Consider the following 24,764-nt stretch of genomic DNA (forward strand, 5'->3'; position numbering starts at 1 on the left):
AGAAGTATTAATATTTTTGGTGAGATATACTACTGTGGCATATCTCTTAGTAATAGTCAAGCTGGGACTGAATCAAATCCTGTCTCTTTTTCTCGAGGTAGCTGTATACGCTTCCATGGTTTGCTCCTTCTATGAGCATTTCAATGGATGTTCTTGCAATTTGGTTCTGTTCAGGTGTTCCGATCACACTTACGGTCTTTCCATAGACTGACATCTTTATGCCTATCAGTCTCTCAGTTATTTCCCTTGTCTTTCCGCCTTTTCCTATTATCCTTCCTTTAAGGCGAAGCAGGTCCTTTTGTGTATGTGCCTGTTTTGAAATGTCAATTACTTCGAGCATTAACATGTCATCATCGAACATTGTAAATGTCTTGTCCGGATTGAAGCCTCTGGCAATGGCGTTAACTACATCTGCAGCTTTCATTGCGCCAACTGGGTCATCTCCAGGGATGATCTCTACAGCTCCGCTTTCACTGTCTATTTCCAGTTTAGCTGTTGATTTGCTTTCTATTATCTGTTTGACGCGGCCTTTTGGCCCAATTATGGCGCCAACTCTCTCTTTAGGAACTTTAATATGTGTCATCTAAATCTACCTTTGATAATTATAAATCCATAATTCGTATCTTTATTCTTTGTTCCTGATTGATGAATATAATTGCTGTGAATCTTCATCAATGCCGTATTTTTTGAAGTAACGTATGATGTTCTCTATATCTCTTAGCAGGAATTCCCTTGAACGGGGGTGTTCACTAGTTACCGATTGTCCCATGTCTATGAATACAGGTTCGCCTGTTTCAGGAATTATTAAAATGTTATATTCGCTTAGATCTCCATGTACAAGATTTGCTTCGTTGTATAGAAGGTCTATGTAATTTACAATTGTATCATATACTGTTCTTGCCATTTCTTTTTCAAGACGGACATCTTTTAGCTGAGGGTATGGCTTTTCATCTTCTCCCATAAATTCCATTACCAGTATATTACGTTCAGCCACAATGGGTTCGGGGACTCGAATACCTGCTTCCTTTGCACGTATAAGGTTTCTTTGCTCTTTTTTTGTCCATGCAAAAATAATATCACGTTTGGAATGTCTCACGTTCCTGAAACGTGGGTCTCCTAAAATGTAGTCTTCCATTGAGTTGAACGTGCTTGATGATATTCTATATATCTTAATTGCGATGTCTTTGTCTTCTCCCTCTGCAAGGAAGACATTTGCCTCTTTTCCGGTGCTTATGGGACCTCCCATGGCTCGGAGTATTCCTTTATTGGATAGTGTGTAAAGAGTTTTCAGGGTGGGATCGTCAAATACATTGTCTGTTACTTTGAGCGTATCTGTGTCCTTGCGCTTTATGCGTAGTTTATCGACTTCTGTGTCTATACGCTTCACTTTCTTGGTTACTTCTTTTTTCATGTTTCCTGTCTATCCTTCCAGGTATTCTTTAAGATCCCTAGATTTTACCTGTGAGTGGATATAATATAACATCGTTCTTCTCATTCTAGGATGTCCTGATGGCCAGTTAATCATCTGTCGTATCTGCATTACTGTTCTTCTTTTTCTATTGCAGGCAGACACCTTGTTCTTCATATATGATTTAGAGTACTGCTATGTCACTTATATTGTTAAAGTTTGCGTATCTCTGCTTGTGTTTTGGTTTATATTTTCAAATCAGGGAGTTAGTTGTTTAAATAAAAACGAAATGTAACTATTCAGCCTGATAAAAACGCTATCAATAACAATCTTGACAAAAAGTTGAAACGTAAATTTCATTAGGATCATTTATTTTGATTGTTGCTATTGATTGCTTTTTTGATTGTTAGATTGTTAGTGAGCAGACATCTCTATTTCGATGAAATCAGTACCAATAGGCAAATCGTGCCAGGCTGAATAGTTACAACGAAATTAATTAAATACGTTATGTTTATATCATATGGTGTGCATCTATGAAATCCCTCCGATGCGGGTGGATGCTTGCCTAGGTAAGTTGTCTATTCAGTTGGTGTGAATTTGTATCTACCGCAAATCCCATATAAGATTAAAATATAATGTTATAATCCGAGTGGGTAGTGGATGGGTGACTTATTCGTCAAAGGTTCCTTCTTTGCTTTCGAATCTCTTGATTCGGAAGATATATATAGGATGGTGTCCTTTGAAGGAGTCCGCGTGAATGCGCAAAAACACTTACAATCACCGCCTTTCATTAAGTGGAGGCAAGAGTTATTTCTTGCCTGACGTTGGATTTGGCAGTTCGGTTAATTCTGACCGGTAGTGTCTAATATACTACCTAAATAAGGAATTAACCAACTAATGTGCAAAGTAAAGAAATTCTCTAGTGAGAGTTCTTTCCTAAAAATTCCTTAAATGACTTCCAAAATGCATTAAACTTTTGTGTGAGATCAACAATTCTGGTTGATCCTGCCAGAGGTCACTGCTATCAGTGTGCGACTAAGCCATGCGAGTCAAATGTTCTTCGTGAACATGGCGTACTGCTCAGTAACACGTGGATAATCTGCCCTAAGGTCAGGCATAACTCCGGGAAACTGGTGATAATACCTGATAAGCCATAGAATCTGGAATGATCTGTGGCTCAAAGCTCCGGCGCCTTAGGATGAATCTGCGGCCTATCAGGTTGTAGTGGGTGTAGTGTACCTACTAGCCGACGACGGGTACGGGTTGTGAGAGCAAGAGCCCGGAGATGGATTCTGAGACATGAATCCAGGCCCTACGGGGCGCAGCAGGCGCGAAAACTTTACAATGCGGGAAACCGCGATAAGGGGACACTGAGTGCCAGCATCTTATGTTGGCTGTCCACATGTGTAAATAGCATGTGTTAGCAAGGGCCGGGCAAGACCGGTGCCAGCCGCCGCGGTAACACCGGCGGCCCGAGTGGTGACCACTATTATTGGGTCTAAAGGGTCCGTAGCCGGTTTGATCAGTCTTCCGGGAAATCTGACAGCTCAACTGTTAGGCTTCCGGGGGATACTGTCAGACTTGGGACCGGGAGAGGTAAGAGGTACTACAGGGGTAGGAGTGAAATCTTGTAATCCTTGTGGGACCACCAGTGGCGAAGGCGTCTTACCAGAACGGGTCCGACGGTGAGGGACGAAAGCTGGGGGCACGAACCGGATTAGATACCCGGGTAGTCCCAGCCGTAAACGATGCTCGCTAGGTGTCTGGGACGGTGCGACCGTTTCAGGTGCCGCAGGGAAGCCGTGAAGCGAGCCACCTGGGAAGTACGGCCGCAAGGCTGAAACTTAAAGGAATTGGCGGGGGAGCACTACAACGGGTGGAGCCTGCGGTTTAATTGGACTCAACGCCGGAAAACTCACCTGGGGCGACAGCAATATGTAGGTCAGGCTGAAGGTCTTACCTGAATCGCTGAGAGGAGGTGCATGGCCGTCGTCAGTTCGTACTGTGAAGCATCCTGTTAAGTCAGGCAACGAGCGAGACCCGTGCCCACTGTTGCCAGCATATCCTTCGGGATGATGGGTACTCTGTGGGGACCGCTGGTGCTAAACCAGAGGAAGGTGCGGGCTACGGTAGGTCAGTATGCCCCGAATCTCCAGGGCTACACGCGGGCTACAATGACCGGGACAATGGGTTCCTACCCCGAAAGGGGTTGGTAATCTCATAAACCCGGCCTTAGTTCGAATTGAGGGCTGTAACTCGCCCTCATGAAGCTGGAATCCGTAGTAATCGCGTTTCAATATAGCGCGGTGAATACGTCCCTGCTCCTTGCACACACCGCCCGTCAAACCACCCGAGTGAGGTATGGGTGAGGGCACGGACCTTGTGCCGTGTTCGAACCTAAATTTCGCAAGGGGGGTTAAGTCGTAACAAGGTAGCCGTAGGGGAATCTGCGGCTGGATCACCTCCTAAGCAGATCGGCATAAAGCCGATCACCACAACCGGTCAGAAATCGAAAAACTGCCAAATCCGAAAAAAGTTACATGGATTCATTAAGAATGGAATCCACGAGGGGCTTGTAGATCAGTTGGAAGATCGCCGCCTTTGCAAGGCGGAGGCCTTGGGTTCGAATCCCAACAAGTCCATTATTAGTGCACCTGGAGAGTAATTTCTTCGGGGAAGGATGAAGTGGCTGAAGCAACGACAGCTGCAATGAGATCGTGTATATGCATGCATATATCAGACGCTCACTGGACAAAGTGAGATGGACTCTGGTAATTATGCCTTCAGGTGGATGGCTCGGCTCAAGAGCTGATGAGGGACGTGCCAAGCTGCGATAAGCCCAGGGTAGGTGCATGGAGCCTATGAACCTGGGATTTCCTAATGGGTCTTCCTAACACATTTTGTGTGTTGATCAATACTGATCGGGAACGCCCCGAATTGAAGCATCTTAGTAGGGGCAGGAAAAGAAATCGAAGAGATGCCGTTAGTAATGGCGAATGAACACGGTACAGTTCAAACTGAATCCCACTGGTAACATGTGGGAGATGTGGTGTTGTAGGCTTTTTCTAAAGATCCCACTTAATCGAAATCGAATTTTTCTGGAACGTTAAACCATAGAGTGTGATAGTCACTTAGATAACGATTAAAGGATCCGGATTATAGCCTGAGTAGCGTGAGTTGGAATTCTCGCGTGAATTTGGGAGGCACCAACTTCCAAAACTAAATACTTCTTGAGACCGATAGTGAACTAGTAGGGTGACCGAAAACTGAAAAGTACCCCAAGAAGGGAGGTTAAAAGTGCCTGAAACCTGAAGGTGATGGAGCGATATAGCGTTAAAGGATCTTTAATGCGAAGGAAACAGCCGCGAGGCTGCAGTACGGGCATTATTGCCAATGTTATATCTTACGTTTTGAAGAACGGGCCAGGGAGTGTATTCAAATGGCGATGGCTAACTTTTTACATAGGAAGCCGAAGCGAAAGCAACATGCTCGCAACCGCAAGGTGAGGAGCGGCGTATACAAGTGCGTGGAGTCATTAGGGTACGACCCGAAGCCGGGTGATCTAGGCGTGGGCAGGTTGAAGCGTGGCGAAAGCTACGTGGAGGACCGCAAGCGGTATTGATCTGCAAATCATTCGTGTGACCTGCGTCTCGGAGTGAAAGGCTAATCTAACCCGGCATCAGCTGGTTCCTTCCGAAACATGTCGTAGCATGACCTAACTGGAGATAGTCGGTGAAGTAGAGCACTGATTGATGGTCCCGGGGGAGAAATCCCTCAGCCGTTTGTCAAACTCCAAACTCACCGTCGTCTAAGAAAGTTGGAGTCCGGACTACTGGGGTAAGCCTGTAGTCCGTAAGGGAGAAAACCCAGCCCGTGGTTAAGGTCCCCAAGTGTCGACTAAGTGTTAATACTAAAGGGCGTCCTAAGCCCTAGACAGCTGGAAGGTTAGCTTAGAAGCAGCTATCCTTTAAAGAGTGCGTAACAGCCCACCAGTCGAGGTTTGGGGCCCCGAAAATGGACGGGGCTCAAGTCGACCACCGATACCACGGAGTACCGCAAGGTAATCTCGTAGGAAGGCGTTGCGTTCGGGCAGAAGCAGGGCTGTGAAGTCCTGTGGACCGTGCGGAAACGAAAATCCTGGTAATAGTAACAGCATAGATAGGTGAGAATCCTATCCGCCGAAGGGGCTAGGTTTCCTCGGCAATGATCGTCAGCCGAGGGTTAGTCGGTCCTAAGACGTACCGTAATTCGAGTACGCCGAAAGGGAAACAGGTTAATATTCCTGTACCTCTTGACAATAAACTGACGTTTTTGGGCAGGTTGAGCGGCGCCGTCGCGCCGTCTAAGCACCTAATCCCGTGGAGAGCCGTAATGGCGAGAAGCGGGCGAATGTGTTATGGCGAAAGTCAGCTGCACCCGGGAACCCGTGAAAAGGAAGTCAAGGGTCCGTACCGAGAACTGACACAGGTGCCCCTAGCTGAAAAGGCTAAGGCGTGTCGGATACAATTTGGCTAAGGGAATTCGGCAAATTAGCTCCGTAACTTCGGGAGAAGGAGTGCCTGCTGTGAAGACAGCAGGTCGCAGTGACAAGAGAGCTCTAACTGTCTAATATCAACATAGGAGATCGCAAACCCGTAAGGGCTAGTACGATCTCTGAATCCTGCTCAGTGCAGGTACCTGAAACTCCGGTTCAACGGATCGAAGGGCCTGTAAACAGCGGGGGTAACTATGACCCTCTTAAGGTAGCGTAGTACCTTGTCGCTTAATTGGCGACTTGCATGAATGGATCAATGAGAGCTCTACTGTCCCTAGCCAGAGTCCGGTGAAGCTTACTTTCTAGTGCACAGTCTAGAGACCTCTAGGGGGAAGTGAAGACCCCGTGGAGCTTTACTGCAGCCTGTCGTTGGGTTGTGATTTTGGATGTACAGTGTAGGTAGGAGACGTCGAAACCGGTGCGCCAGCATTGGTGGAGTCGCCATTGGGACACTACCCTTCTGAAATTACGACCCTAACTCCGAGAGGAGGACCCCGATAGGTGGGCAGTTTGCCTGGGGCGGGACGCCCTTGAAAAGATATCAAGGGCGCACAAAGGTTGACTCAAGTGGGTCGGAAACCCACTGAAGAGTGCAAGAGCATAAGTCAGCCTGACGTTATTCAGCACAGTAGTGGATGACGAGACGAAAGTCGGTTCTAGCGAACTTTTGTACTCGCTTGGTGCGAGTCAAAAATGACAGAAAAGTTACCCCGGGGATAATTGAGTTGTTGCCGGCAAGAGCACATATCGACCCGGCAGCTTGCTACTTCGATGTCGGTTCTTTCCATCCTGGCCGTGCAGCAGCGGCCAAGGGTGAGGTTGTTCGCCTATTAAAGGAGATCGTGAGCTGGGTTTAGACCGTCGTGAGACAGGTCGGTTACTATCTACTAGAGGTGTCTGTAGTCTGAGGGTAAGCTACTTTTAGTACGAGAGGAACAGAGTAGCGGCGCCACTGGTGTATCAGTTGTCCGACAGGGCATTGCTGAGCAGCTACGCGCTAAGGAATAAGAGCTGAATGCATCTAAGCTCGAAATCTGACTTGAAAAGAGACTACGTTAAGGATTCCGGTACAAGACCGGTTTGATAGGGTCGGGATGTAAGCACCAAGGCAACGAGGTGTTCAGTCCGCGGCTACTAATCATCCGTGCCTGTCCGTCTTGCTTTGTCCAGGCGAAATCTGATATGTGCATGTTTAATATACATGACCTTATGGTAAAGTATAAATGCAATGGATTCATTCATGAATCGCTCATTGCCAAGGTGGCGGAGCGGCTACGCAATCGCCTGCAGAGCGATTCCATTCCGGTTCGAATCCGGACCTTGGCTTTACCGTTTAAAATTCATCATGAGAGAGATTGGCGGCCATAGCGGCGGGGCAATTCCTGTACCCATCCCGAACACAGAAGATAAGCCCGCCAGCGTTCCTTACTGTACTGAAGTATGAGAGTCTTCGGGAACTCTGGATCGCTGCCAACTCACTCAACACTAACTACTACTTTCTTTTTTCTAAATTGATTTTAACATTAACTAATCTATTTGTTATTCTGATATTATTGATTCTTACAATCTTTTATTGTTATTTTGATTGTGCATGCATATGGTGATGGGAATCATTGACCCTGATTTAGTCTGGAAACAAATTTCATATATCTCCATTATCTCCATTGGTCAATCTAAAAAAAGCAATTTTAAATTCTGATTTTAAGTTCCTGAAAGGAAGCTTAAATATATCTTAACTATCATCTAAAAGCTCATGTCATCAAAATTCGATATTATCCATAAGGATGCAGCAGGGCGTATCGGTAAGCTCACAACCCCCCACGGAGTGGTTGAAACCCCTACTGTAATGCCAGTTATTAATCCTAATATCCAGACAATAAAAGCCTCTGAGATGAGAGAGTTTGGTGCTGAGATACTTATCACGAATTCATACATCATCTACCGTAAGGACGAATTAAGGGAAAAGGCACTCAAAGACGGTCTTCATGCACTTCTTGATTTTGATGGTCCTCTTATGACTGACTCCGGCTCATTCCAGTTATCAGTCTATGGTGAGGTTGAGGTCACAAACGAGATGATTATTGATTTTCAGCAAAAGATAGGAACTGACATTTGCGTTCCTCTGGATATTCCCACACACCCTGATGTGCCCTATGAAAAGGCAAAGGAAGATATGGATATCACAATACAGCGCCTTAAGGAAGCAAAGGAACTTGTAAAAGGTGATATGCTTTTGGCAGGTCCGGTGCAGGGCGCTATTTACAAGGATCTCCGTGAGGAGTGTGCCCGGGAGCTTTCAGAAGTAGGCTTTGATGTCTATCCATTCGGAGCTGTGGTTCCGTTGATGGAATCTTACCGTTATTCTGACCTTGTTGATGTAATTGCTTCAGCTAAGAAAGGACTTGACCCAACAGCACCTGTCCATCTGTTCGGTGCAGGACATCCAATGATGTTCGGACTTGCTGTTGCCCTTGGTTGTGATTTGTTTGATTCGGCTGCTTATGCTCTTTATGCAAAAGACAGGCGTTACATCACTTCCAGAGGAACATATCATGTAGACCAGCTTATGTATCTGCCGTGCTCATGTCCTGTATGTATAGCTCACAGTGCAGAAGAGCTGAAAAAAGCCCACAACTGTACTGAGCTTCTTGCAAGACACAATCTTTACGTAACTTTTGAAGAGGTACGTGAGGTCAAGCAAGCTATATGGGAAGGCAATCTCCTTGAACTTGTGGAACAAAGGTGCAGGTCGCATCCAAGAATGTTGGAAGCATTGAAGCAGATGTACACTTATTCTCCGTGGCTGGAACAGTGTGACCCGTCATCAAAATCCACACTATTCTACTGTGGTCCGGAGTCTGCCAGGCGTCCTGAAGTTCTGCGTTTCAACAAACAGCTTGAAAGACTTACCATAGAAGGTTCTGTGCTCATAAGGGCATACCCGACAAAGAAGGACAGTGACTATGACAATGTCATGATATTCAAACCACCATTCGGCTCTTATCCACAGGAGCTTGCAGAGGTCTATCCGTTCAACGCAGAGGTTGTAAGGACCCCTGACTATGAATCACTTGAAACTGCCTATCAGAACACCATCAAGCTTGTGGAACTGAACCCTAAGGCAACCTTCACGTTCCTGATGAATGACAGGTTCGATCATCCTCTGGTGGAGAAACTTGCAGAATTTGATAATTTTACAATTGTTCCTCCGAAGAATGAGTGATCTGTATTTTTGAGAATACATCTGAATATCTTTAATTTATGCTGTGGATATTCAGATAGTTTCTATTTTTTCATCTTAAGCACAATCCTATTTTTTAATCCACACTACCCTAATACTAATATACAATACCGAAGATTAGAACCTATAATCTATTGGTGATGATATACTTGGTTTCGACTTCAGGCTCTAAAACACGAAATCCTTATCTTGAAATGTTAAGGCCGGAAATAGCGGATATGGATTTTGCTCTTCCTGCTGCAAGTGCTTTACTTGCTTCTTATCTTGCAACAGGTGCGTTTCCGGAACTAGTGCTCTTTATTATAGCTGTTATCGGAGGTTATGTGGCGATCACAAGTTCCTATGTATATAATGACTGCTGTGATGTCGATATAGACACGATTAACCTTCCAAATCGTCCTCTTGTATCCAATAAACTCAGCCGTAAGCAAGCTATGAAGTATGCAGGTGTGCTGTTCTTAATTGCAAGCATAGCAGCCCTCTACCTGAATCCTGAATCATTTGTGGTTCTGGTGATAGCAGTCGTAACTATAAGTGTATACTCAAAACTTGCAAAAAGAATGACATTTCTCAGTTTTGTGCCTGTGGGAATAGCTTACGGGCTTGTGCCTATAGGTATCTGGCTGGCATTCGATCCGGCCGGAATTCTAAAGGGTCCTGATTATGGCTCCATACTTCCCCTCCCTGCTATATTCCTTGGTTTGATGATGTGTTTCACTGACTGGGGTTTCACTCTTTCCGGTGTTGCCAGGGATGTAGAAGGTGACAGGGCCAGAGGAGCACCGACATTTCCAGTTACTTTTGGGGTTCCGGCAACCTCAAAGTTCGTAACTCTCATGTGGGTTGTAGGTGTAATAGCTTCTATTGCAATCGGACTTACAGCAAAGATCGGACCCATATATTTTGCAGGCGCAATGCTTGCAGGTGGGTGGATGCTCACACAGTCTTTTGATTTTATTAAGAACCCGACACAAGAACGTGGAGGCAGGCTATTTCTCCAGGGCTCCAGATACAGGGGCATCATGTTTGGTTCTCTTATACTAGATGTAATACTTTGCATACTTGTTCCGGCATATTCCGGCATATTATGGTAATAATTAGTTGTTCCCGAGGTTCAAAATGGATGCAGATATCATTGTAATAGGAGCTTCCCCTGCTGGTGTCATGGCAGCAAGGAATGCATCAGCTAAAGGTTGTAAAGTAATCCTGCTTGATAAAAAAGAAGCTGCAGGTGTCCCCACACATCCGGCAAACACATTTTTCAAAGGAATGTTTGACCGCACAGGTGAGGAAGTAGACCAGAGTTATGTCATCAAAAACCTCAAAGGTGCCTATATAGTAGCACCTTCTGGCAGAAATGTCATCTTTGAAGGTGATGCTTACTTCCTTGACCGCAAGAAGTTCGATGAATTCTATATTCATCAGGCTGCAGAGGCAGGTACAGATGTTCGCTTCGGCATTGAGGTCCTTAATGTTCTAAGGGCTGCTGGGGGATTTGTAGTAAGTACATCAAAGGGCAAGATCAAGTGCAAACTCGTAATTGTTTCAGATGGTATTAATTCCAGAATAAGTGCCCTTCTTGGAATGAAACCTATCAAATATCCACAGGACATTGCCTGGTCCCTTGAAGCAGAGATAGAAGCAGAAGGAATTGGTGAACCTGAGCTGTTTGAATATTATGTTGGTAATCATGCTCCTGGATGGAAATCCACTTATTCACCATGTGGCGGGAACAGGGCAACCCTTGGCATGTATGTTCGAAGACATGGAAGGGATGTTTCTGACTTCTTCGATGATTGGCTTGAAAGGTTCAAGGAACTGAAGGGTCTTGATGAAGTCAAGATTATCAGTAAAACAGTAGGTGGTGATCCGATCGTTGCAATTCCTGGTGATATAGTTGCTGACGGTGTGATGGTGGTGGGTGGTTCTGCTGCCCAGTCGGGCATCGGATATGGTATGCATGCAGGGCAGATGTGCGGTGATGTTGCAGCTGATGCAATTGCAAAAGGTAATCTGTCAAAGAGCTTCCTTTCTGAATACAGAACAAAATGGAACGCTGAATACAGGACAGAGTATTACCTTGGAAGGTTTGCCATGGAGACTCTCAGGAAAATGACTGACAAGGAGATCGATGAGATGATGAAGGTATTTGAAGGAGAGGACTTGAAGGTACTTGGCGGAAGTCCTTTTAATCAGGCGTTACAGATATCCAAGCTGATATTGAAAAATAATCCATCTTCCATACTTTCATATAGGGCAATCTTCAGGACGAAATGAGCGATGAAGAACAAATATTATTTTTACAAAAATCCTTTTTTTAAGGTATATGCTCAGATAGTGAATGATCGGGTCAAGATGAAGACCTCTGGCATTGCTTCCTCAATAATGGGTTCTTATGTTTCAGAGATGATGGAGATATTTGAGGATACAAAACCCTCAAAAGTGGAAAATGATCAGTTAATATACTCCACCTGGATGCCTCCTATACCCAGCAAGGCATTTGACCGGCTTGTATCAAGTCAGATGAGTGCAATGAGGGGTAAATTCATTCCGGAACAGATCACAATCTCAATTACAGAAGAGTGTCCTAACAGGTGCATTCACTGCGCTTTACCGGATACTAAAAATAAAGCACGGCTCAGTCCTGATGTTGTTAAGAGTGTCATCGACCAGACTCAGAATATGGGCACCACTCTCATTATATTCGATGGTGGCGAGCCTTTGTTATATGATGGCCTTGAAGAGCTCATCAGTTATGTAGATAGTTCACGCGCAATTGCGGGTCTGTTCACATCTGGTGTGGGGATGACTCCGCAGCGTGCATCAAGCCTTAAGGATGCCGGTCTTTCCATGCTAAGCGTGAGTTTTGACAGTGCAAACGAAGAAGGGCACGATTTTATGCGTGGAAGGCCTGGTGTATTCAATGATGCCGTAAATGCCATAAAGAACGGTCTGGATGCCGGTCTTTTAGTTGGTATGTATGTTGTTCTTTCGCCAAGAAATGTTGATGAGCTTGATGATTTTTATGAGCTTGCAAAAGAGCTGGGTGTGCATGAACTCTCTTTCTATGAGATCGTTCCTACCGGAAGGTGGCTGGACCATGGGAATGAAGTCCTTTCACCCGAAGGCCTGAAAAAGTTCGATGATTTTGTAGAGCGTACATCTCATGCCGAAGGACCGCGCATTTTCCCCATTCCTCAGATCATAAGAAAAATGGGATGTTTTGCAGGCAGGAAATGGCTTCATGTAACTCCTGAAGGTGATGTACTTCCATGTGCATGTATGCCAAAACCATATGGTAATATTCACGATGAACCTTTAGCATCGATATGGAATAAGATATACAAAGACCCTGTTTTTACTTCAGGTCCCTGTCTTATGAGGGATTCAGAATTTAGAAAAGTCCACCTTGGACTCGAACAATAATTTTGCTGAAAAATAATTTTAAATAAAAAACAGTTGAGCGAGGGTGAAGATCACCCTCTTAATTTTGATTATTTCAGGAAGCCTGATCTCTGGAGTGCCATAAGGTTTTCCATGGTAAGCTTCTCACCAGACTTGAACTTATCAAAGATGTCTTCTGCATCCTTGCGTGCATCTGCTCTGGCAGCTTCTCTCTTTCCATCGAAATCTCCTTTCTTCATCTTGCGGAGTTCCTTGTCTATGTCTCGGATCTCTTTCTGGGCTGCAATGAAGAGTTTGTGCTGTTCGTCAGCTTTTTCCTGGAATTGAACGAATTCTTTGTGAGCAGCATCAGATTCTGCGCGAATCTTGTCGGCTTCTTTGAAGGTAGTGATCATCTTGTCATGATATTCCTGTGCCTTCTGTGCATACTCTGAAAGTGTAGCGTGATGATTTGAAGCTTCGTCCCTGATCTCCTGTGCTTCTGTCAACAGTGTCTTGAGTTCTTCATTTCCTTCAAGTTGCTGTTTCTTTACAACATACTGCTTCTGGAGTTCAGTGATCTTGTTGACCAGTTCTCTTTCCTTGTTGGTTGTGAGGACTTCTGTCTGCTGTGCAAACTCGAGCCTGTCGATTTCCTTGCGGATATCTTTGATCGAAGGGCCGCCAAGGTTGTTCTCATTGCGTATCTGGTCTATCTTAGCAAATACTTCGTTTGCCTTGTTGTTGACCTCATCGCGGAGTACTTTGTTTTCCTTTACCTTCTCGTTGTTCTCATCACGGAGTACCTTGTATTCCTGAGCTTCGTTGATAAGGTCCTTGGTCTGTTTGTTCAGCTCATTTCGCTTTGATGCAAGTGTGCTTGCCTCTGCGTTAAGCCCGTTACGTTTCTCTTTATATTCTTCGGACTGGGTTCTAAGCTCAGTCTTCTTGTCGTTCAGTTCTTTTATCATTTCTTATGTATCCTCCCGATCCAGCAAAAGAGCTGGCATTTCATGCATCTCTAATGCACGATACTTGGCCTTTTTCCGATTCCAGTAATTGGATTACCGGTATAACTGCTTCAAGGTTTTTTTCTGTTATGACAATATCAGCATGCTCATGGAGAATTGGTTTGGAATTAAAAGCTATGGCATATTTTGCTCTTTTAAATATGCATATGTCATTGGCGCCGTCACCAACAACGATACAATCTTCAGGTTCTACTCCATATTTCCGGGAAATTTCTTCAAGAACGTGTTCCTTGGAACATTGTCCTGTAAGAGGTCCCCTTACCTCTCCTGTCAGACATCCTTCGTCTACCAGTAGTTCATTTGAAACTACATGATCCATTCCAAGTGTTTCACCAACTCGCTCTGCAGCTATGGTAAATCCACCGGATATCATTGCAGTTTTATACCCATGGGATTTCAGGTAATCGACGAGTATTTTTGCACCGGGCATGAAAGGCATTTTGTCAAGCGCATCATGCGCGTTATCGAGTGAAAGTCCTTTTAGTAGTCTTACTCTCTCAAAAAGTGCATGGGAAAAATCAAGTTCTCCGCGCATTGCTTTTTCTGTTATGGAAGCGACTTCGTCTCCCACTCCTGCCGCATGTGCGAGTTCGTCAATGGTCTCAGCGTCAATAAGGGTGCTGTCCATATCAAAAACTACTAACTTTATCCTATGAGAATTATTGCTGGTACGACTCACTTCATCAAACCTGGAATTTCAATCCCGTATTGAAACAGTATTTAAGTGCCGAGATTGTTTTGAAATACGCTACATTGCTTTTAAGGTTTTCGGGCAGAACCACTATATATGTAATCATTTTTTCAGGATGATATATTCCATTAGCTCCATTCCAAAAATAATATATGCTACACTGCCCATTGCACTACTGTGATTTTACATGGCAAAGATTGGATTTATTAAACTCGGTAACTTAGGTATGAGCCAGGTTATAGACCTCGTTCAGGATGAGATTGCAGCAAGAGAAGGAATTACTATCCGTTCTTTTGGAACCGGTCCTAAAATGGGCAAAGCCGAAGCAGCAGCAACAGAAGAACTCAAGAAATTCGATGCTGACTTCTACGTGATGATCAGCCCAAACTCAAGCGCACCAGGTCCAACAGCAGCTCGTGAGATATACAAGGATGTTCCATGTATCATAATCTCAGACGGTCCAACAAAGAAGGACGACCGTGCAGCACTCGAAGAAGCAGGCTTTGGTTATATTATCATGACCGTTGACCCACTTATCGGCGCAAAGACAGAATTCCTTGATGCTGTAGAGATGGCTTCATTTAACTCAGATGCAATGAAAGTACTTTCAACATGTGGTGTTGTAAGGCTCATTCAGGAAGAGCTCGACAAAGTTGCCGCACAGGCAGACGAAGGCAAGGCACTCGAACTTCCACACATTCTCGCAAAGCCAGAGAAGTGCATTGAGAGAGCAGGTTTCAACAACCCATACGCAAAGGCAAAGGCACTTGCAGCTCTTCACATGGCTGATATGGTCGCAAAGATCAACTTCCCTGCATGCTTCATGATGAAGGAGATCGAGCAGGTCACCCTCACAACAGCAGCAGGCCATGAGATGATGCGCGCAGCAGCACAGCTGGCAATCGACGCAAGAGAGGTTGAGAAATCAAACGACAGTGTCTTCAGGCAGCCCCACGCTAAGAAAGGCCACCAGATGACCAAGACAGCTCTCTATGAGAAGCCACAGTAAAGTACCGCTAAGGTACTTTTTTTCTCTTTTTTATGGACTTACTTACTGTCATTTTAATTGCTGTAGCAGCTTTTGTTATCTTCGTTCTTTTAACAGCCTATTTCATGAAATCTACATTGTACATGAATAAAGAGGCAAGCAAAGCTGAATTGATGAATGAGATTGAAGACAAAGATAATGATACTACAAAAAAAGACGATGGGAATTAGTTCCCATTAATAATAAAAAACGATTATAGTTACTTTGGTTCTTCTTTTGCCCTTGGCATTGCTATTATCTCTCTTACCTGAAGGCTGAAGAAGTCAAATGAATGTGCAGGTCTTACAACTACAGATACGTCAGCACCCCATCTTGTTCCTCCGATCGCAATTATCTCAGTATCCGGGGACACGGGTATGTGACCTGAGTCTGCTGCCATCATTGCGCATTCAAGTGCTACCTTGAAGCCTTTTCCAAAAACTGCACGTAATGTGTCTGATATTACATCAATGCGGCTGGCACCACCTATGCGCTTTGAGATTGCACGCTCAACACCTGAGAACATATGGGATTGGGTTGTCATCACAACTCCAAGCTCTTCCAGTTGTTTCAGTTTTTCCTCATCGACTTCCCACTTCCCACTTTCCTTAAGTCCATACTGGTGGGTTATGGCAATGATTTTTACATCCTGGTCCTTGAATGCCTCTGCAGCTATGAGTGCGGTCTCTCCGCTTGTGCTTGCAAGTACGACATGCTTGATGCCAAGTTCTGCAGCCCTTTTTGCAGATAATTTCATTACTTCTTCGGTGTTTGCTTTTCCTACTTCGTTAAAGTATGTGATCGTCTTTTCCATATTATCACCTTTGATCATGATTTCAAGTTTAAGAATAAAACAGTGCTCCTCTTTTATATATGTTTATGGAGTTAGCGGCAAATTCCAATTGCTTTGGAGTTGTTTATTTTGTTAATTTAATGTCATAAGAATATTTGTGGGGGGATTATTTTGCTTTCCATGAAGTATTCTGGTGATTCGTGGTTCGAACTAAGTCATTCGAATGGCGGGGGTAATATCAATAACCAAAAAATGTAGCGGTGGTTAAAATACAGGATTTACTCATGGTGTGACGTTTAGAAATACTCATATAGTTGTCCATTGATTTTTTTATTATGTACGAAAAAAGAACCTTAAGTGATTTACCTTTTTTAAAATAGTTCAGGAAATATTTTCGCACTATTCATGGCCATGTACGTGTCCTGCGATTTGCTGCAAAATAGTAGATATCAATCTGGATGAATATGATATAAAAATATTAGGGCAAGTACCAAAGGATAAGACCGATAAGATCGAATCCTTCATTGAAGGCGGAGAACTTCATTACAAACTATCTCCTCCTTGCCCCTTTTTGGAATCTGGTAAGTGCACCGTATATGATAGGAGACCAACTATGTGCCGATTGTTTCCGTTTAATCTCACAACTATGCCAGATGCGTTGCTTTTATTTCCATGTGATATGAGGGCAAATATATTCGAAGACTATATCGAATATTCAGACCATATGCTAAAGCAACCTTTTCCTGCAAAAACGATTGATGCCTTCGAACAATTGCATTGTTCTTTTGACAGCAAGCTGAATGAAGGTTTGCCCATTCCTATGCTAGTTATGAAAATTAATGATCTAATACCTTTTAACGAATATTTCAAATCAAGATTAAAGTAGAATCAACTAATAGAAATGAGGACAGCAAACGGCGATGAAGCTTATGTTATATTCACGAAGGGCATGTTTGCTTTAAAATAAGAGTATATTTGTAAAAGTATCCATTAATGCAAGCATGTTTGGGATTTTTGATGTACTCCGGGCTGCCTTCACAAATTTAACACTGTATCAGTGATGGCAGTTTTTTATCTTCTTTAAATCTCATGTACCAGATAAGGAAATTACCTCTTATCGTCCGCATATATGTTTAATTTATGCAGCAAACGATGCTCTTATCTATAAGCTGGCTGTTATATTAATATAAGGGAGTTTAGCAAGTCGTATTTTTGAAAGGTGATAGTTTGGCAGTAACAGATTATGATAATAACAATGTAAAGATCATAACCGCAGATATAAAATCAGAAAATCCTGTTTTGATAGAGGGTTTTCCGGGCATTGGTCTTGTAGGAAATATTGCAAGCCAGCAGATTATCGATGAATTGAAGATGGAATATATGGGGTCCATTGACTCGAGACATTTCCCGCCGATTGCAGTTCTTTATGAAGGCCTCATAAATATGCCTGTGAGGATATATGAAAGCGTAGAACACAATATGGTAATGATCGTCTCAGATATACCCATAAATCCGGTAGTTGCCTATGATATAAGTAAAGCTCTTCTGGAATGGGCAAAGTCCATCAATGTTAAAGAAATCGTCTCTCTGGCAGGTATTGCAACCATGAGCGAAGACCACAAGGTCTTTGGTGCTGCGACTACCCTTGAAATGCTTGAAAGGATAAAGGACAAAGTGGAGCTTTTCCAGATGGGTACAATTTCAGGTATATCCGGCAGTATTATGGGCGAATGCTTCGTAAGCAAAATGCCTGCAATAAGTCTTCTTGGTTCCACCATGAGCCAGAATCCTGATCCAAGGGCAGCAGCAGTGGTAATTGATGTACTAAACCTTCTATATGATTTCAAGATAGACACCGAAGGTCTTATCGAACAGGCTGAGAAGATCGAAATAGAGATGCAACGGCTCGCTGAAGATGTAAGATCTACTGAACAGCCAACAGGACCAAGAAAAGAGTTCCCTATGTACGGGTGATATCATGGAATATGTTGCTTTAACGGGAATATCTGAACGTGTTATGTCTGAGCTAAGGCATAACAGACTTCTTACAATAGAAATAAGGAACCCTTACAATTTCATGGCTGCCCTGCATTCAAGTGTAGGTGATATGTTATTACTTACCCACACAAGTCCCGAAGACGTCACAGGCGGAAGTATGGGAATAATTGCGAAATTGGTCAAGCATCAGATATCAACCCACCGAATAACACAGAGCAATGAACTTCATTATGAAGAACGTGAGACTACATGCCTAAGGTTGCAGCTTGACCCAAAGTGCACTGCACGTGTGCGTAAAGTTCTGAACAACAGAATAGGTGAAACTACAAAGGTCGATGCGGAAGAGATTCCGCTCTACAATGCCAGATAAAATAAAAACTCATTCAAATGTTGCAGGGATGTTTTTTAATCCCTCTTCTATTGTTTTTACAAATTCCCATCTGATGCCTAAAGGTACTTCTTCATTAGCATAGTTGCTATGTTTTCTGGAACCTTTGCAGCCATAAGAAATACCAATTCCTTCCTGAAGTGGTTTTGCAGTGCAATCACCGCATATGGATGCTGCACCAATTGATCTTGATTCTATGCCCTCACCAAAATGATATGCATATGCCTGTATAATCCTCATGGCACTTTCCGGCTTGAGGTAGAGTAAAAGTACATCGAATTTTCCTTTGTTCCCTTTCAAAGGCTCAATCCTTAAGGATTTGAATTCTCTTTTTATCCTGGGAAGATTGCTTGCTGCTTTTTCGGCGGTTTTAGCATTTTTGTATCTGCCGGATTTCAAATAGTAATCTGCAGGGCTGTTCTCGCTGATTCCAAGTACGTAATCTCCAGGCCTGCATCGTTGATGACTTATGAGGGATGCTTCTCCATGTCTTGCATTGTGGACAAGTTCGCAATAAAGAAGGTCCGATGTGTCACTATCCTCTTCGGATAGTGTAATGCACACCGGCTCTCCATTGTCCATAAGTGATTCAATATTGGGGAATTTACATGAGTTCATTCAGGCACCAGCATCGAATATTTAGTTCAATTCACTCTACTCAATAATTGCTCTTACAGTCGTGAAAACAGGTCCGCGAATGTCTATCTTCTTTTTGTTGCTGGTGATGAAGCGCTGTGCGAGAGGTTCAAGACGAATGTTGATCTCAGAAGGTACCTTGACTATCCTTACTCTTGTTTCAACTTCACTTTCACCATTTGCAACGGCATCCTCTATATCCTTTGCAGCCTGGCAGGCAAATGCGTCCAGGAACCTGACACCTGTCCTTGCAGAGTGATTTTCAAGTACCTTTCTCCATTTCTTGTTGTCAGGTACTCCCAGAATGTCACTCTCATAGGCAACTACTTCGTTGAACACAGCAGGTCCACAGAGCTTTGTCTCTTCCTCAGGTTCGATGACAGCCACTTTTACCGTCTTTCCGTTGATGCTTCCTTCCCATGCAGGGAATTCACATGGACTTGGGGTTGCCGCATATTCCTCACAAACCGCTACAATTGCTTTAACGATATCTTTGCCCTGGGCAGTTTCAGGTACATTCTCTACATATGTCGTCCTTGCAAGCTCATTATCGGTCATCTTCCACTCAGAATATTGTGGTATCTGTGGATATGTAAGTGAGCGGATGTCAGTTGCATCATGGAGTATCATTGCCAGTCTTTCAACTCCAAGGCCGAGGTTCATCACAGGACAGGGTATATTGTACTGAGAAAGGGCTGTAGGCGAGTAAATACCAAAGGTTGCTATCTCTATCCATCCGTCGGAGTACTTTGTGTTAGAACCCACCAGATTTGGATGATAGGCAAAGACCTCTATCTGTGTGTCAGGCACATAGTATTTGCTGCGTTTGTCGTCAGGTCTGAACATGAACTTTTCAAAACCGAACTGTGAAAGTAAACCCTGTGCAACTGCTTTCCCATGGTCGACGGTCACATTTTCATCCATTATAACGCAGGATGCAGAGTAGTATGTCATGAGACGTGCCGCATCTTCAGCCTGCTCTCTCCTGAAGCAACGATCAATGGAGAAAAAATTGAATGGTGGATTTGCACGTTCGATGACAGATGCAAGGCTGATGAACCAGCCTGATGTCATGTGACTTCTAAGTGTCTTTTTTGTTGCCTGGGGGATGAGTTCCTTGAACTCAGGAAATACCTGGTCTATCATTTCAACAACCAGTGAATCAGAAACACTGATTCCGGCAGCGATCTCAGGAACAAGGTCGTCTCCTTCCACATCTCCTTTCTTGTATGCGTGAAGTATCTTCCTTATGGTCTCAATGGCTTCATCATCGATATCACCAAGAATCTGCCTGATACTACTGATACGTTCGTCGGATATTCCTACATTGGGGCGTGGAAGTCCTGAAAGATAGAAACACCTGTCAAGAACAGCAAGTGCTTCATGGCTGAATTGCTTGTGAACCTCTCTCTCATCTACTATGAGTGGGTTCATCATTTCCTCGAATCCCATTCTCATATATGCATCACGAAGTTTTGAGATGGTGTCATATACAGGGTGTGGTTTCCCGTATTTGAGGGTCATATGTGGGTATTGGTCATTCAGTTTTGTTTCACTGATATAATCCTTCCCTGTATTCCATGCAGCGTCAAAATCTTCGCTTGCTGCTTTCTTAATATCATCAGGATTGAATTTCATGTATTTTCCTCTAAAAGTAATAATATGAATTTAATTTATCCTATTTTCAAAGTCCTTCATAGCTTTTTCCAGCTTTTGCTGGCGTATTGCGTTTGTAAGGTCTCCCCGCGTTCTTTCTATAATGGATCTTGTAGTATCCGTTTTGTGACGGAGTCCATGTGTCATAGCATCCGGATAGTCGAACATCATAAGGCAATTATGGATCTCTTCCATAAATTGAAGGTGGGATTCTCCTTCTTCAGGTGATCCTTTTCTGATAAGGTCAAGTATATGTCTTCTGAGTTCCCCGCTCACATCTCCCAGTCCGTTCAGGTATGCCACATCACTTACATTGAGTTCTTCAGGTCCGGGTATGGCTTTATCCTCATTGTCCTTGTTGAGTATCCCGTAAACTATCGTACATTCCACAAATTCCTGTTGTGCATGTTCCAGAAATCCGGCAAAATATATGTCAGGATAAGTTTGGAGTAAAGTGTTTATTTTTTCAAGCATCTCTGCGGCCTTTTTAATGAGTGAACTGGCTTTTTTGAAATCCTTGTTATGTATGCTGTACATTGCAGTCCTGCAATTACGTACGACATCTCTGGAAATCGATAAGGTACTCTCTCTTGCTTTATCTTTTTCCTCGAAATTATCCTTGATCCTGCTGGAAATTTTATTGATCATTACAATCCTTTAGTTCATTCGCAGCCTTGTATAAACACTTTTTCGAAAGCTTGCGTGAAAACGAACAATTATGTATGCAAAATATATTACTGCACGTGTTGTAATAAAAGTCAAAAACAAAAAAGATTAAAAAAGGAAATAATAATTATTACTTCCTGTGCTTGCCTACTCGTCGACCGGGATGGTCTCGAGCTGGCTTGCAACATCCCATATGAGTGTCCTTGTATGGACCGGGATGTTAGGGTCGTTGCTTATATCTTCAAGAATGGATATGCTGGATGATGTTCTCAAAAAGAGGGGTTCATCCTTTTTACTTAATGTAACCAAAATTTCATTTGCAGAACGTCTTATATTCCTTGGTACTGAATTATCATTTGCGATATACTCTAATTTCTGCTTGCACTCATCAATAACTTGTTCAAAACTTGACATGTAGGATCACCTTGATAACCTTGAAATTAAAATAAGATTGCTTAATTAACTCCTAAATAATTATATTCTATAAAAAGACTTTCATTGCTATATATGTTTTGAAAAACGAGGAGATAAAATGTCAAATACTAATGATGATAATGTAATAAAAATATCTAAGATGCTTGAGATTGGAGGTACAATGCTGGCCCAACAGTGTGATAATTGTGGTGCTCCTCTCTTCCGTTATCAGGGGCGTGTCCTTTGTCCAGTTTGTGAGGATATTCGTGACCCACGCAGGGCCATGCAATCACCTCCAACTGCAGATACCTCTTCATCTCCAATAACCGGACCTTCTTCTATAAAAGAAAAGGAAACTCCGGTTGCGGCAATCTCTGACCAATCTTCCTGCTCAGATATGCAGGAAAAAAAACCGGTGAAGGCCGTTGCTCCGGTACAACTATCTGTTCCTGAACTTGAGTCCCTGATGATTAAAAAGATGATCTCCCTGGCAAGTGAGATGCAGGATGAAAAAGATGTCAGGAAAATCATTGATTATCTTGACATGATTGACCGTTGTATGGATACAGTGGCTAAAATGCGTGGCTTGCTGTAATGCAGATTTAAGATTGAATTAATCCTTTTTTATTTTTTATATTCGCTGCCCACAATCTCTCTGATCTTGGCTGCGGTCTTTGGTCCGATATTATCTACTTTTAGCAGTTCTTCATAATCTGCTTTCATAATATTCTCTACTGAACTGAAATGTTGTAAAAGATTGCGTGCAGCCTTTGGTCCGATATCTGATATCGATGAGATAACATATTCCTGTTGTTGCGGCAACATGAGTGCAGATTTCTTCCCGTGCATGTTCACTTCTCTTTTTTCATCCACTTGCTCACGTTTTGCTATCTGTGACAAGAGGGCTGCGGTGTCTTCTGCATCCCTGGTGTAGAATAAAGAAACACCGAAATCAAGGGTTATTGAGGCCAATGTTCCATGAATTGCATTGGGACTTATTCCTCTGCAGTTGAACAGGCTTTCGCCTTCAACAATAAGCACTGGTTTTTCATATGCTCTGGAGAGGTTTGCAATTTGTTCGAAGAGCTTTTTATCTATGAGAGAACTGACAAAATCCTGGGATTCCTTCCTTTCAACAGCTATGCGATCGCTAAGGATGTAATCACCGACTTCTAATGTTTTGACGATTATCTCAGTACCATTTCTGTCAAGGTTGCGGGCAACTGAACTGCGTATCTCTCTCTGGTCAACGACTATTTTGATGTTCTTGTTTTCACCATCATACTCAAGCAGTGTCTTCTGATCCTCATCAGGAATGTCGGCTGCAAAATCCTCTGTAATAGAATTATTTTTCCTTGCAGGCATAGCTTCCTGAAGTAGTTTCATATTACTTTGCATCTTTTTTTCTCTGGATAGGCTGCTCCAGTAATATGCCTCATCCCGGGTTCCCTTCGTGACAAGCACAACCACACGCCCTTCATGTTTTCTTCCGGTTCTGCCCTTCCTCTGGATGCTTCTGATCTCTGAAGGGATGGGTTCATAAAAAAGAACAAGATCTGTGGATGGGATGTCGAGTCCTTCCTCTGCAACAGAGGTTGCCACAAGGACGTTATAATCTCCGGCCTTGAACTGTTCGATTATCTCCACCTGTTGCTTCTGTGTAAGGCCTTTGTCTTTGTATTTCGATGCCTGGCCCACAAACCTTACAGGACGTATTCCTTCTTCTTCTGAAAGTGCTTTTGTGATCATTTCAGCAGTGTCGCGGTAGTTTGCAAAGACGATCACTCTGGAATGTGGCTTGTTCTCAAGTTCTTCAACAACTATTCTCTTCACATAGTCAAGTTTGGGGTGCTCAAGGTCACAGTCTTTCACTCGATGCGCTACCTGTCTGATGTAGAGATCCTCAGCGAGACGTTTTGATGCTTTGCTCCCACTTTTGGAGTAAGCCTCATTTTCAAGTCTTTCCATGTACATTCGCAGTGATTCGAGTCCCTGTGTTTCTACGATCTCGACTGCATGGTTCACTTTCATTATCTCTGCGAGTATTGATATTGCTCCGTAGACGGAAGGGTCCGGAAGCCCTCTTAGTTCTCCCTGAAGTTTTGCCTGCAGACCTAAAAGGTCTTTTTTTGAGACGTATTTCTGGTTGTATATAGGATACCCATGTTCAGTGAGTTTTTTGAACCTGTCCTCAAGCACTTTGTTAAGCAGGTCCTTTATGTCTTTCATGCCATCGGGCAGATTGATGCGTTTCCATTCTATCTCTTTTTTATGAATGTATGGTAGTACATCTTTATCTGATTCTGTTTTGACAGCAACTGATTCTATATGTAGTGACTCGCATACCTCAACTATCTTTTCATCCTTGCTTCCGGGACTTGCAGTTATGGCAAGACACAAGGGGTTCTTTGCGGTTTCAAAGTACTTTTCAGCAATGTATGTATAAGCGTAATTGCCAACGGCTCTGTGGGCTTCATCAAAAGTTATGTGGGTGACATCCTCAAGACTTATTCTCTTTGTCAGTATGTCATTTTCGATCACCTGGGGTGTGGAAATGATGACCTTTCCCCTTTTCCACATGTCCGCTCTTTTGGCCGGGCCGACACTGCCTGTGAATGTCAGAATCTCTTCTTCCGGCAGTTTGAAAACATTTTTGAAAAAAGAAGCATGCTGCTCAACAAGTGGTTTTGTAGGTGAGAGGACTATTACTTTACCCCCGTACTTCTCAAGCCGGGAGGCCATCACAAGCAGAGATATGATTGTTTTTCCAAGACCTGTGGGAAGAACTACCAGTGTGGATGTATCAAGTGCCTTGCCTGCCAGGTCAAGCTGATACAGCCGCTGCTCTACAGCATCTGCTTTGATCAAAGGATGTTTGATATATTCCGGCATATTTA

At 43.4% G+C, this 24,764-nt stretch carries 18 protein-coding genes, 2 tRNA genes and 3 rRNA genes; 13 read left to right on the plus strand and 10 right to left on the minus strand.

The genetic code is table 11. From position 1 onward, the window contains the following. Positions 1 to 46: 46 nt before the first annotated feature. A complete protein-coding gene (locus WN948_RS09525) occupies positions 47 to 583 on the minus strand; it encodes a KH domain-containing protein (protein ID WP_342303971.1) in 537 nt (178 codons plus the stop codon). 42 nt (positions 584 to 625) lie between these two features. Further along, positions 626 to 1,411 carry a serine protein kinase RIO gene (locus tag WN948_RS09530; protein ID WP_342303972.1) on the minus strand — a complete coding sequence of 262 codons (786 nt, stop codon included), beginning with the start codon at positions 1,409 to 1,411 and terminating at the stop codon, positions 626 to 628. A 989-nt stretch (positions 1,412 to 2,400) separates the two neighbouring features. On the opposite strand from WN948_RS09530, the gene WN948_RS09535 reads away from it, so the two are divergent. The 9 genes from WN948_RS09535 to WN948_RS09575 all read left to right on the plus strand — a co-directional run bounded on the left by WN948_RS09535 (position 2,401) and on the right by WN948_RS09575 (position 12,609). Further along, positions 2,401 to 3,875, plus strand: a 16S ribosomal RNA gene (locus tag WN948_RS09535). A gap of 102 nt (positions 3,876 to 3,977) precedes the next feature. After that, positions 3,978 to 4,050: transfer RNA gene (locus WN948_RS09540), tRNA-Ala, on the plus strand. Positions 4,051 to 4,171: 121 nt separating this feature from the next. After that, a 23S ribosomal RNA gene (locus tag WN948_RS09545) occupies positions 4,172 to 7,098 on the plus strand. Between the two features lie 98 nt (positions 7,099 to 7,196). Next, a tRNA-Cys gene (locus WN948_RS09550) sits at positions 7,197 to 7,268 on the plus strand. A gap of 28 nt (positions 7,269 to 7,296) precedes the next feature. Next, a 5S ribosomal RNA gene (gene rrf / locus WN948_RS09555) occupies positions 7,297 to 7,418 on the plus strand. Together the 16S, 23S and 5S rRNA genes with 2 tRNA genes alongside form the textbook arrangement of a ribosomal RNA operon. 277 nt (positions 7,419 to 7,695) lie before the next feature. Beyond that, positions 7,696 to 9,165: a tRNA guanosine(15) transglycosylase TgtA gene (gene tgtA, locus WN948_RS09560; protein ID WP_342303973.1), complete on the plus strand. Its 1,470-nt coding sequence runs from the start codon at positions 7,696 to 7,698 to the stop codon at positions 9,163 to 9,165. Positions 9,166 to 9,332: 167 nt separating this feature from the next. Continuing rightward, positions 9,333 to 10,277 (plus strand): UbiA family prenyltransferase, encoded by a 945-nt coding sequence (locus tag WN948_RS09565; protein ID WP_342303974.1) that lies wholly within the window; start codon positions 9,333 to 9,335, stop codon positions 10,275 to 10,277. A gap of 25 nt (positions 10,278 to 10,302) precedes the next feature. Continuing rightward, complete coding sequence (locus WN948_RS09570; protein ID WP_342303975.1) at positions 10,303 to 11,460, plus strand: NAD(P)/FAD-dependent oxidoreductase; 1,158 nt, start codon at positions 10,303 to 10,305, stop codon at positions 11,458 to 11,460. Between the two features lie 3 nt (positions 11,461 to 11,463). After that, positions 11,464 to 12,609 carry a radical SAM protein gene (locus WN948_RS09575; RefSeq protein WP_342303976.1) on the plus strand — a complete coding sequence of 382 codons (1,146 nt, stop codon included), beginning with the start codon at positions 11,464 to 11,466 and terminating at the stop codon, positions 12,607 to 12,609. 68 nt (positions 12,610 to 12,677) lie between these two features. Here WN948_RS09575 and WN948_RS09580 read toward each other — a convergent pair whose 3' ends face one another. Then, positions 12,678 to 13,538, minus strand: a complete 861-nt coding sequence (locus WN948_RS09580) for a coiled-coil protein (protein ID WP_342303977.1) — start codon at positions 13,536 to 13,538, stop codon at positions 12,678 to 12,680. 40 nt (positions 13,539 to 13,578) lie between these two features. Further along, positions 13,579 to 14,277, minus strand: a complete 699-nt coding sequence (gene serB, locus WN948_RS09585) for a phosphoserine phosphatase SerB (protein WP_342303978.1) — start codon at positions 14,275 to 14,277, stop codon at positions 13,579 to 13,581. Between the two features lie 199 nt (positions 14,278 to 14,476). Between serB and WN948_RS09590 the strand changes: the two genes are divergently transcribed. Next, positions 14,477 to 15,298, plus strand: coding sequence for a F420-dependent methylenetetrahydromethanopterin dehydrogenase (locus WN948_RS09590; RefSeq protein ID WP_342303979.1), 822 nt, complete (start codon positions 14,477 to 14,479; stop codon positions 15,296 to 15,298). Between the two features lie 238 nt (positions 15,299 to 15,536). Here the strand turns inward: WN948_RS09590 and WN948_RS09595 are convergent, their stop codons facing one another. Then, the gene (locus WN948_RS09595; RefSeq protein WP_342303980.1) at positions 15,537 to 16,130 is read right to left on the minus strand and encodes a pyruvate kinase alpha/beta domain-containing protein; all 594 of its coding nucleotides are present in this window, start codon (positions 16,128 to 16,130) and stop codon (positions 15,537 to 15,539) included. Between the two features lie 1,206 nt (positions 16,131 to 17,336). Here WN948_RS09595 and WN948_RS09600 point away from each other — a divergent pair. Further along, the gene (locus WN948_RS09600; protein WP_342303981.1) at positions 17,337 to 18,083 is read left to right on the plus strand and encodes a proteasome assembly chaperone family protein; all 747 of its coding nucleotides are present in this window, start codon (positions 17,337 to 17,339) and stop codon (positions 18,081 to 18,083) included. Positions 18,084 to 18,087: 4 nt separating this feature from the next. Continuing rightward, on the plus strand, positions 18,088 to 18,477 hold the full coding sequence (locus WN948_RS09605) for a DUF473 domain-containing protein (RefSeq protein ID WP_342303982.1): 390 nt from the start codon (positions 18,088 to 18,090) through the stop codon (positions 18,475 to 18,477). Between the two features lie 9 nt (positions 18,478 to 18,486). Here WN948_RS09605 and WN948_RS09610 read toward each other — a convergent pair whose 3' ends face one another. From WN948_RS09610 to WN948_RS09625, 4 genes are all read right to left on the minus strand, one after another. Next, on the minus strand, positions 18,487 to 19,113 hold the full coding sequence (locus WN948_RS09610; RefSeq protein WP_342303983.1) for a DUF169 domain-containing protein: 627 nt from the start codon (positions 19,111 to 19,113) through the stop codon (positions 18,487 to 18,489). Positions 19,114 to 19,149: 36 nt separating this feature from the next. Beyond that, a complete protein-coding gene (gene sepS, locus WN948_RS09615; RefSeq protein ID WP_342303984.1) occupies positions 19,150 to 20,769 on the minus strand; it encodes an O-phosphoserine--tRNA ligase in 1,620 nt (539 codons plus the stop codon). Between the two features lie 30 nt (positions 20,770 to 20,799). Further along, positions 20,800 to 21,435, minus strand: a complete 636-nt coding sequence (locus WN948_RS09620; RefSeq protein ID WP_342303985.1) for a haloacid dehalogenase — start codon at positions 21,433 to 21,435, stop codon at positions 20,800 to 20,802. Positions 21,436 to 21,600: 165 nt separating this feature from the next. After that, complete coding sequence (locus WN948_RS09625) at positions 21,601 to 21,867, minus strand: UPF0147 family protein (RefSeq protein WP_342303986.1); 267 nt, start codon at positions 21,865 to 21,867, stop codon at positions 21,601 to 21,603. Between the two features lie 118 nt (positions 21,868 to 21,985). Here WN948_RS09625 and WN948_RS09630 point away from each other — a divergent pair, with 118 nt between their 5' ends. Then, the gene (locus tag WN948_RS09630) at positions 21,986 to 22,462 is read left to right on the plus strand and encodes an Sjogren's syndrome/scleroderma autoantigen 1 family protein (RefSeq protein WP_342303987.1); all 477 of its coding nucleotides are present in this window, start codon (positions 21,986 to 21,988) and stop codon (positions 22,460 to 22,462) included. Between the two features lie 29 nt (positions 22,463 to 22,491). Here the strand turns inward: WN948_RS09630 and WN948_RS09635 are convergent, their stop codons facing one another. Beyond that, entirely contained in the window at positions 22,492 to 24,759 is a 2,268-nt protein-coding gene (locus tag WN948_RS09635) for a DEAD/DEAH box helicase (RefSeq protein ID WP_342303988.1), read from the minus strand. Between the last annotated feature and the right edge of the window lie 5 nt (positions 24,760 to 24,764).

It is taken from the genome of Methanolobus sp. ZRKC5, from assembly GCF_038446525.1.
Lineage (GTDB): Archaea > Halobacteriota > Methanosarcinia > Methanosarcinales > Methanosarcinaceae > Methanolobus.

Bases quoted from the DNA above. Each gene is read 5' to 3' on its own strand.
- WN948_RS09595 (WP_342303980.1), bottom strand. From the start codon at position 16,130: ATGGAAAAGACGATCACATACTTTAACGAAGTAGGAAAAGCAAACACC.
- WN948_RS09530 (WP_342303972.1), bottom strand. From the start codon at position 1,411: ATGAAAAAAGAAGTAACCAAGAAAGTGAAGCGTATAGACACAGAAGTC.
- WN948_RS09575 (WP_342303976.1), top strand. From the start codon at position 11,464: ATGAAGAACAAATATTATTTTTACAAAAATCCTTTTTTTAAGGTATAT.
- sepS (WP_342303984.1), bottom strand. From the start codon at position 20,769: ATGAAATTCAATCCTGATGATATTAAGAAAGCAGCAAGCGAAGATTTT.
- WN948_RS09570 (WP_342303975.1), top strand. From the start codon at position 10,303: ATGGATGCAGATATCATTGTAATAGGAGCTTCCCCTGCTGGTGTCATG.
- WN948_RS09580 (WP_342303977.1), bottom strand. From the start codon at position 13,538: ATGATAAAAGAACTGAACGACAAGAAGACTGAGCTTAGAACCCAGTCC.
- WN948_RS09635 (WP_342303988.1), bottom strand. From the start codon at position 24,759: ATGCCGGAATATATCAAACATCCTTTGATCAAAGCAGATGCTGTAGAG.
- WN948_RS09590 (WP_342303979.1), top strand. From the start codon at position 14,477: ATGGCAAAGATTGGATTTATTAAACTCGGTAACTTAGGTATGAGCCAG.
- tgtA (WP_342303973.1), top strand. From the start codon at position 7,696: ATGTCATCAAAATTCGATATTATCCATAAGGATGCAGCAGGGCGTATC.
- WN948_RS09605 (WP_342303982.1), top strand. From the start codon at position 18,088: ATGGAATATGTTGCTTTAACGGGAATATCTGAACGTGTTATGTCTGAG.
- WN948_RS09610 (WP_342303983.1), bottom strand. From the start codon at position 19,113: ATGAACTCATGTAAATTCCCCAATATTGAATCACTTATGGACAATGGA.
- WN948_RS09625 (WP_342303986.1), bottom strand. From the start codon at position 21,867: ATGTCAAGTTTTGAACAAGTTATTGATGAGTGCAAGCAGAAATTAGAG.
- WN948_RS09630 (WP_342303987.1), top strand. From the start codon at position 21,986: ATGTCAAATACTAATGATGATAATGTAATAAAAATATCTAAGATGCTT.
- WN948_RS09525 (WP_342303971.1), bottom strand. From the start codon at position 583: ATGACACATATTAAAGTTCCTAAAGAGAGAGTTGGCGCCATAATTGGG.
- WN948_RS09620 (WP_342303985.1), bottom strand. From the start codon at position 21,435: ATGATCAATAAAATTTCCAGCAGGATCAAGGATAATTTCGAGGAAAAA.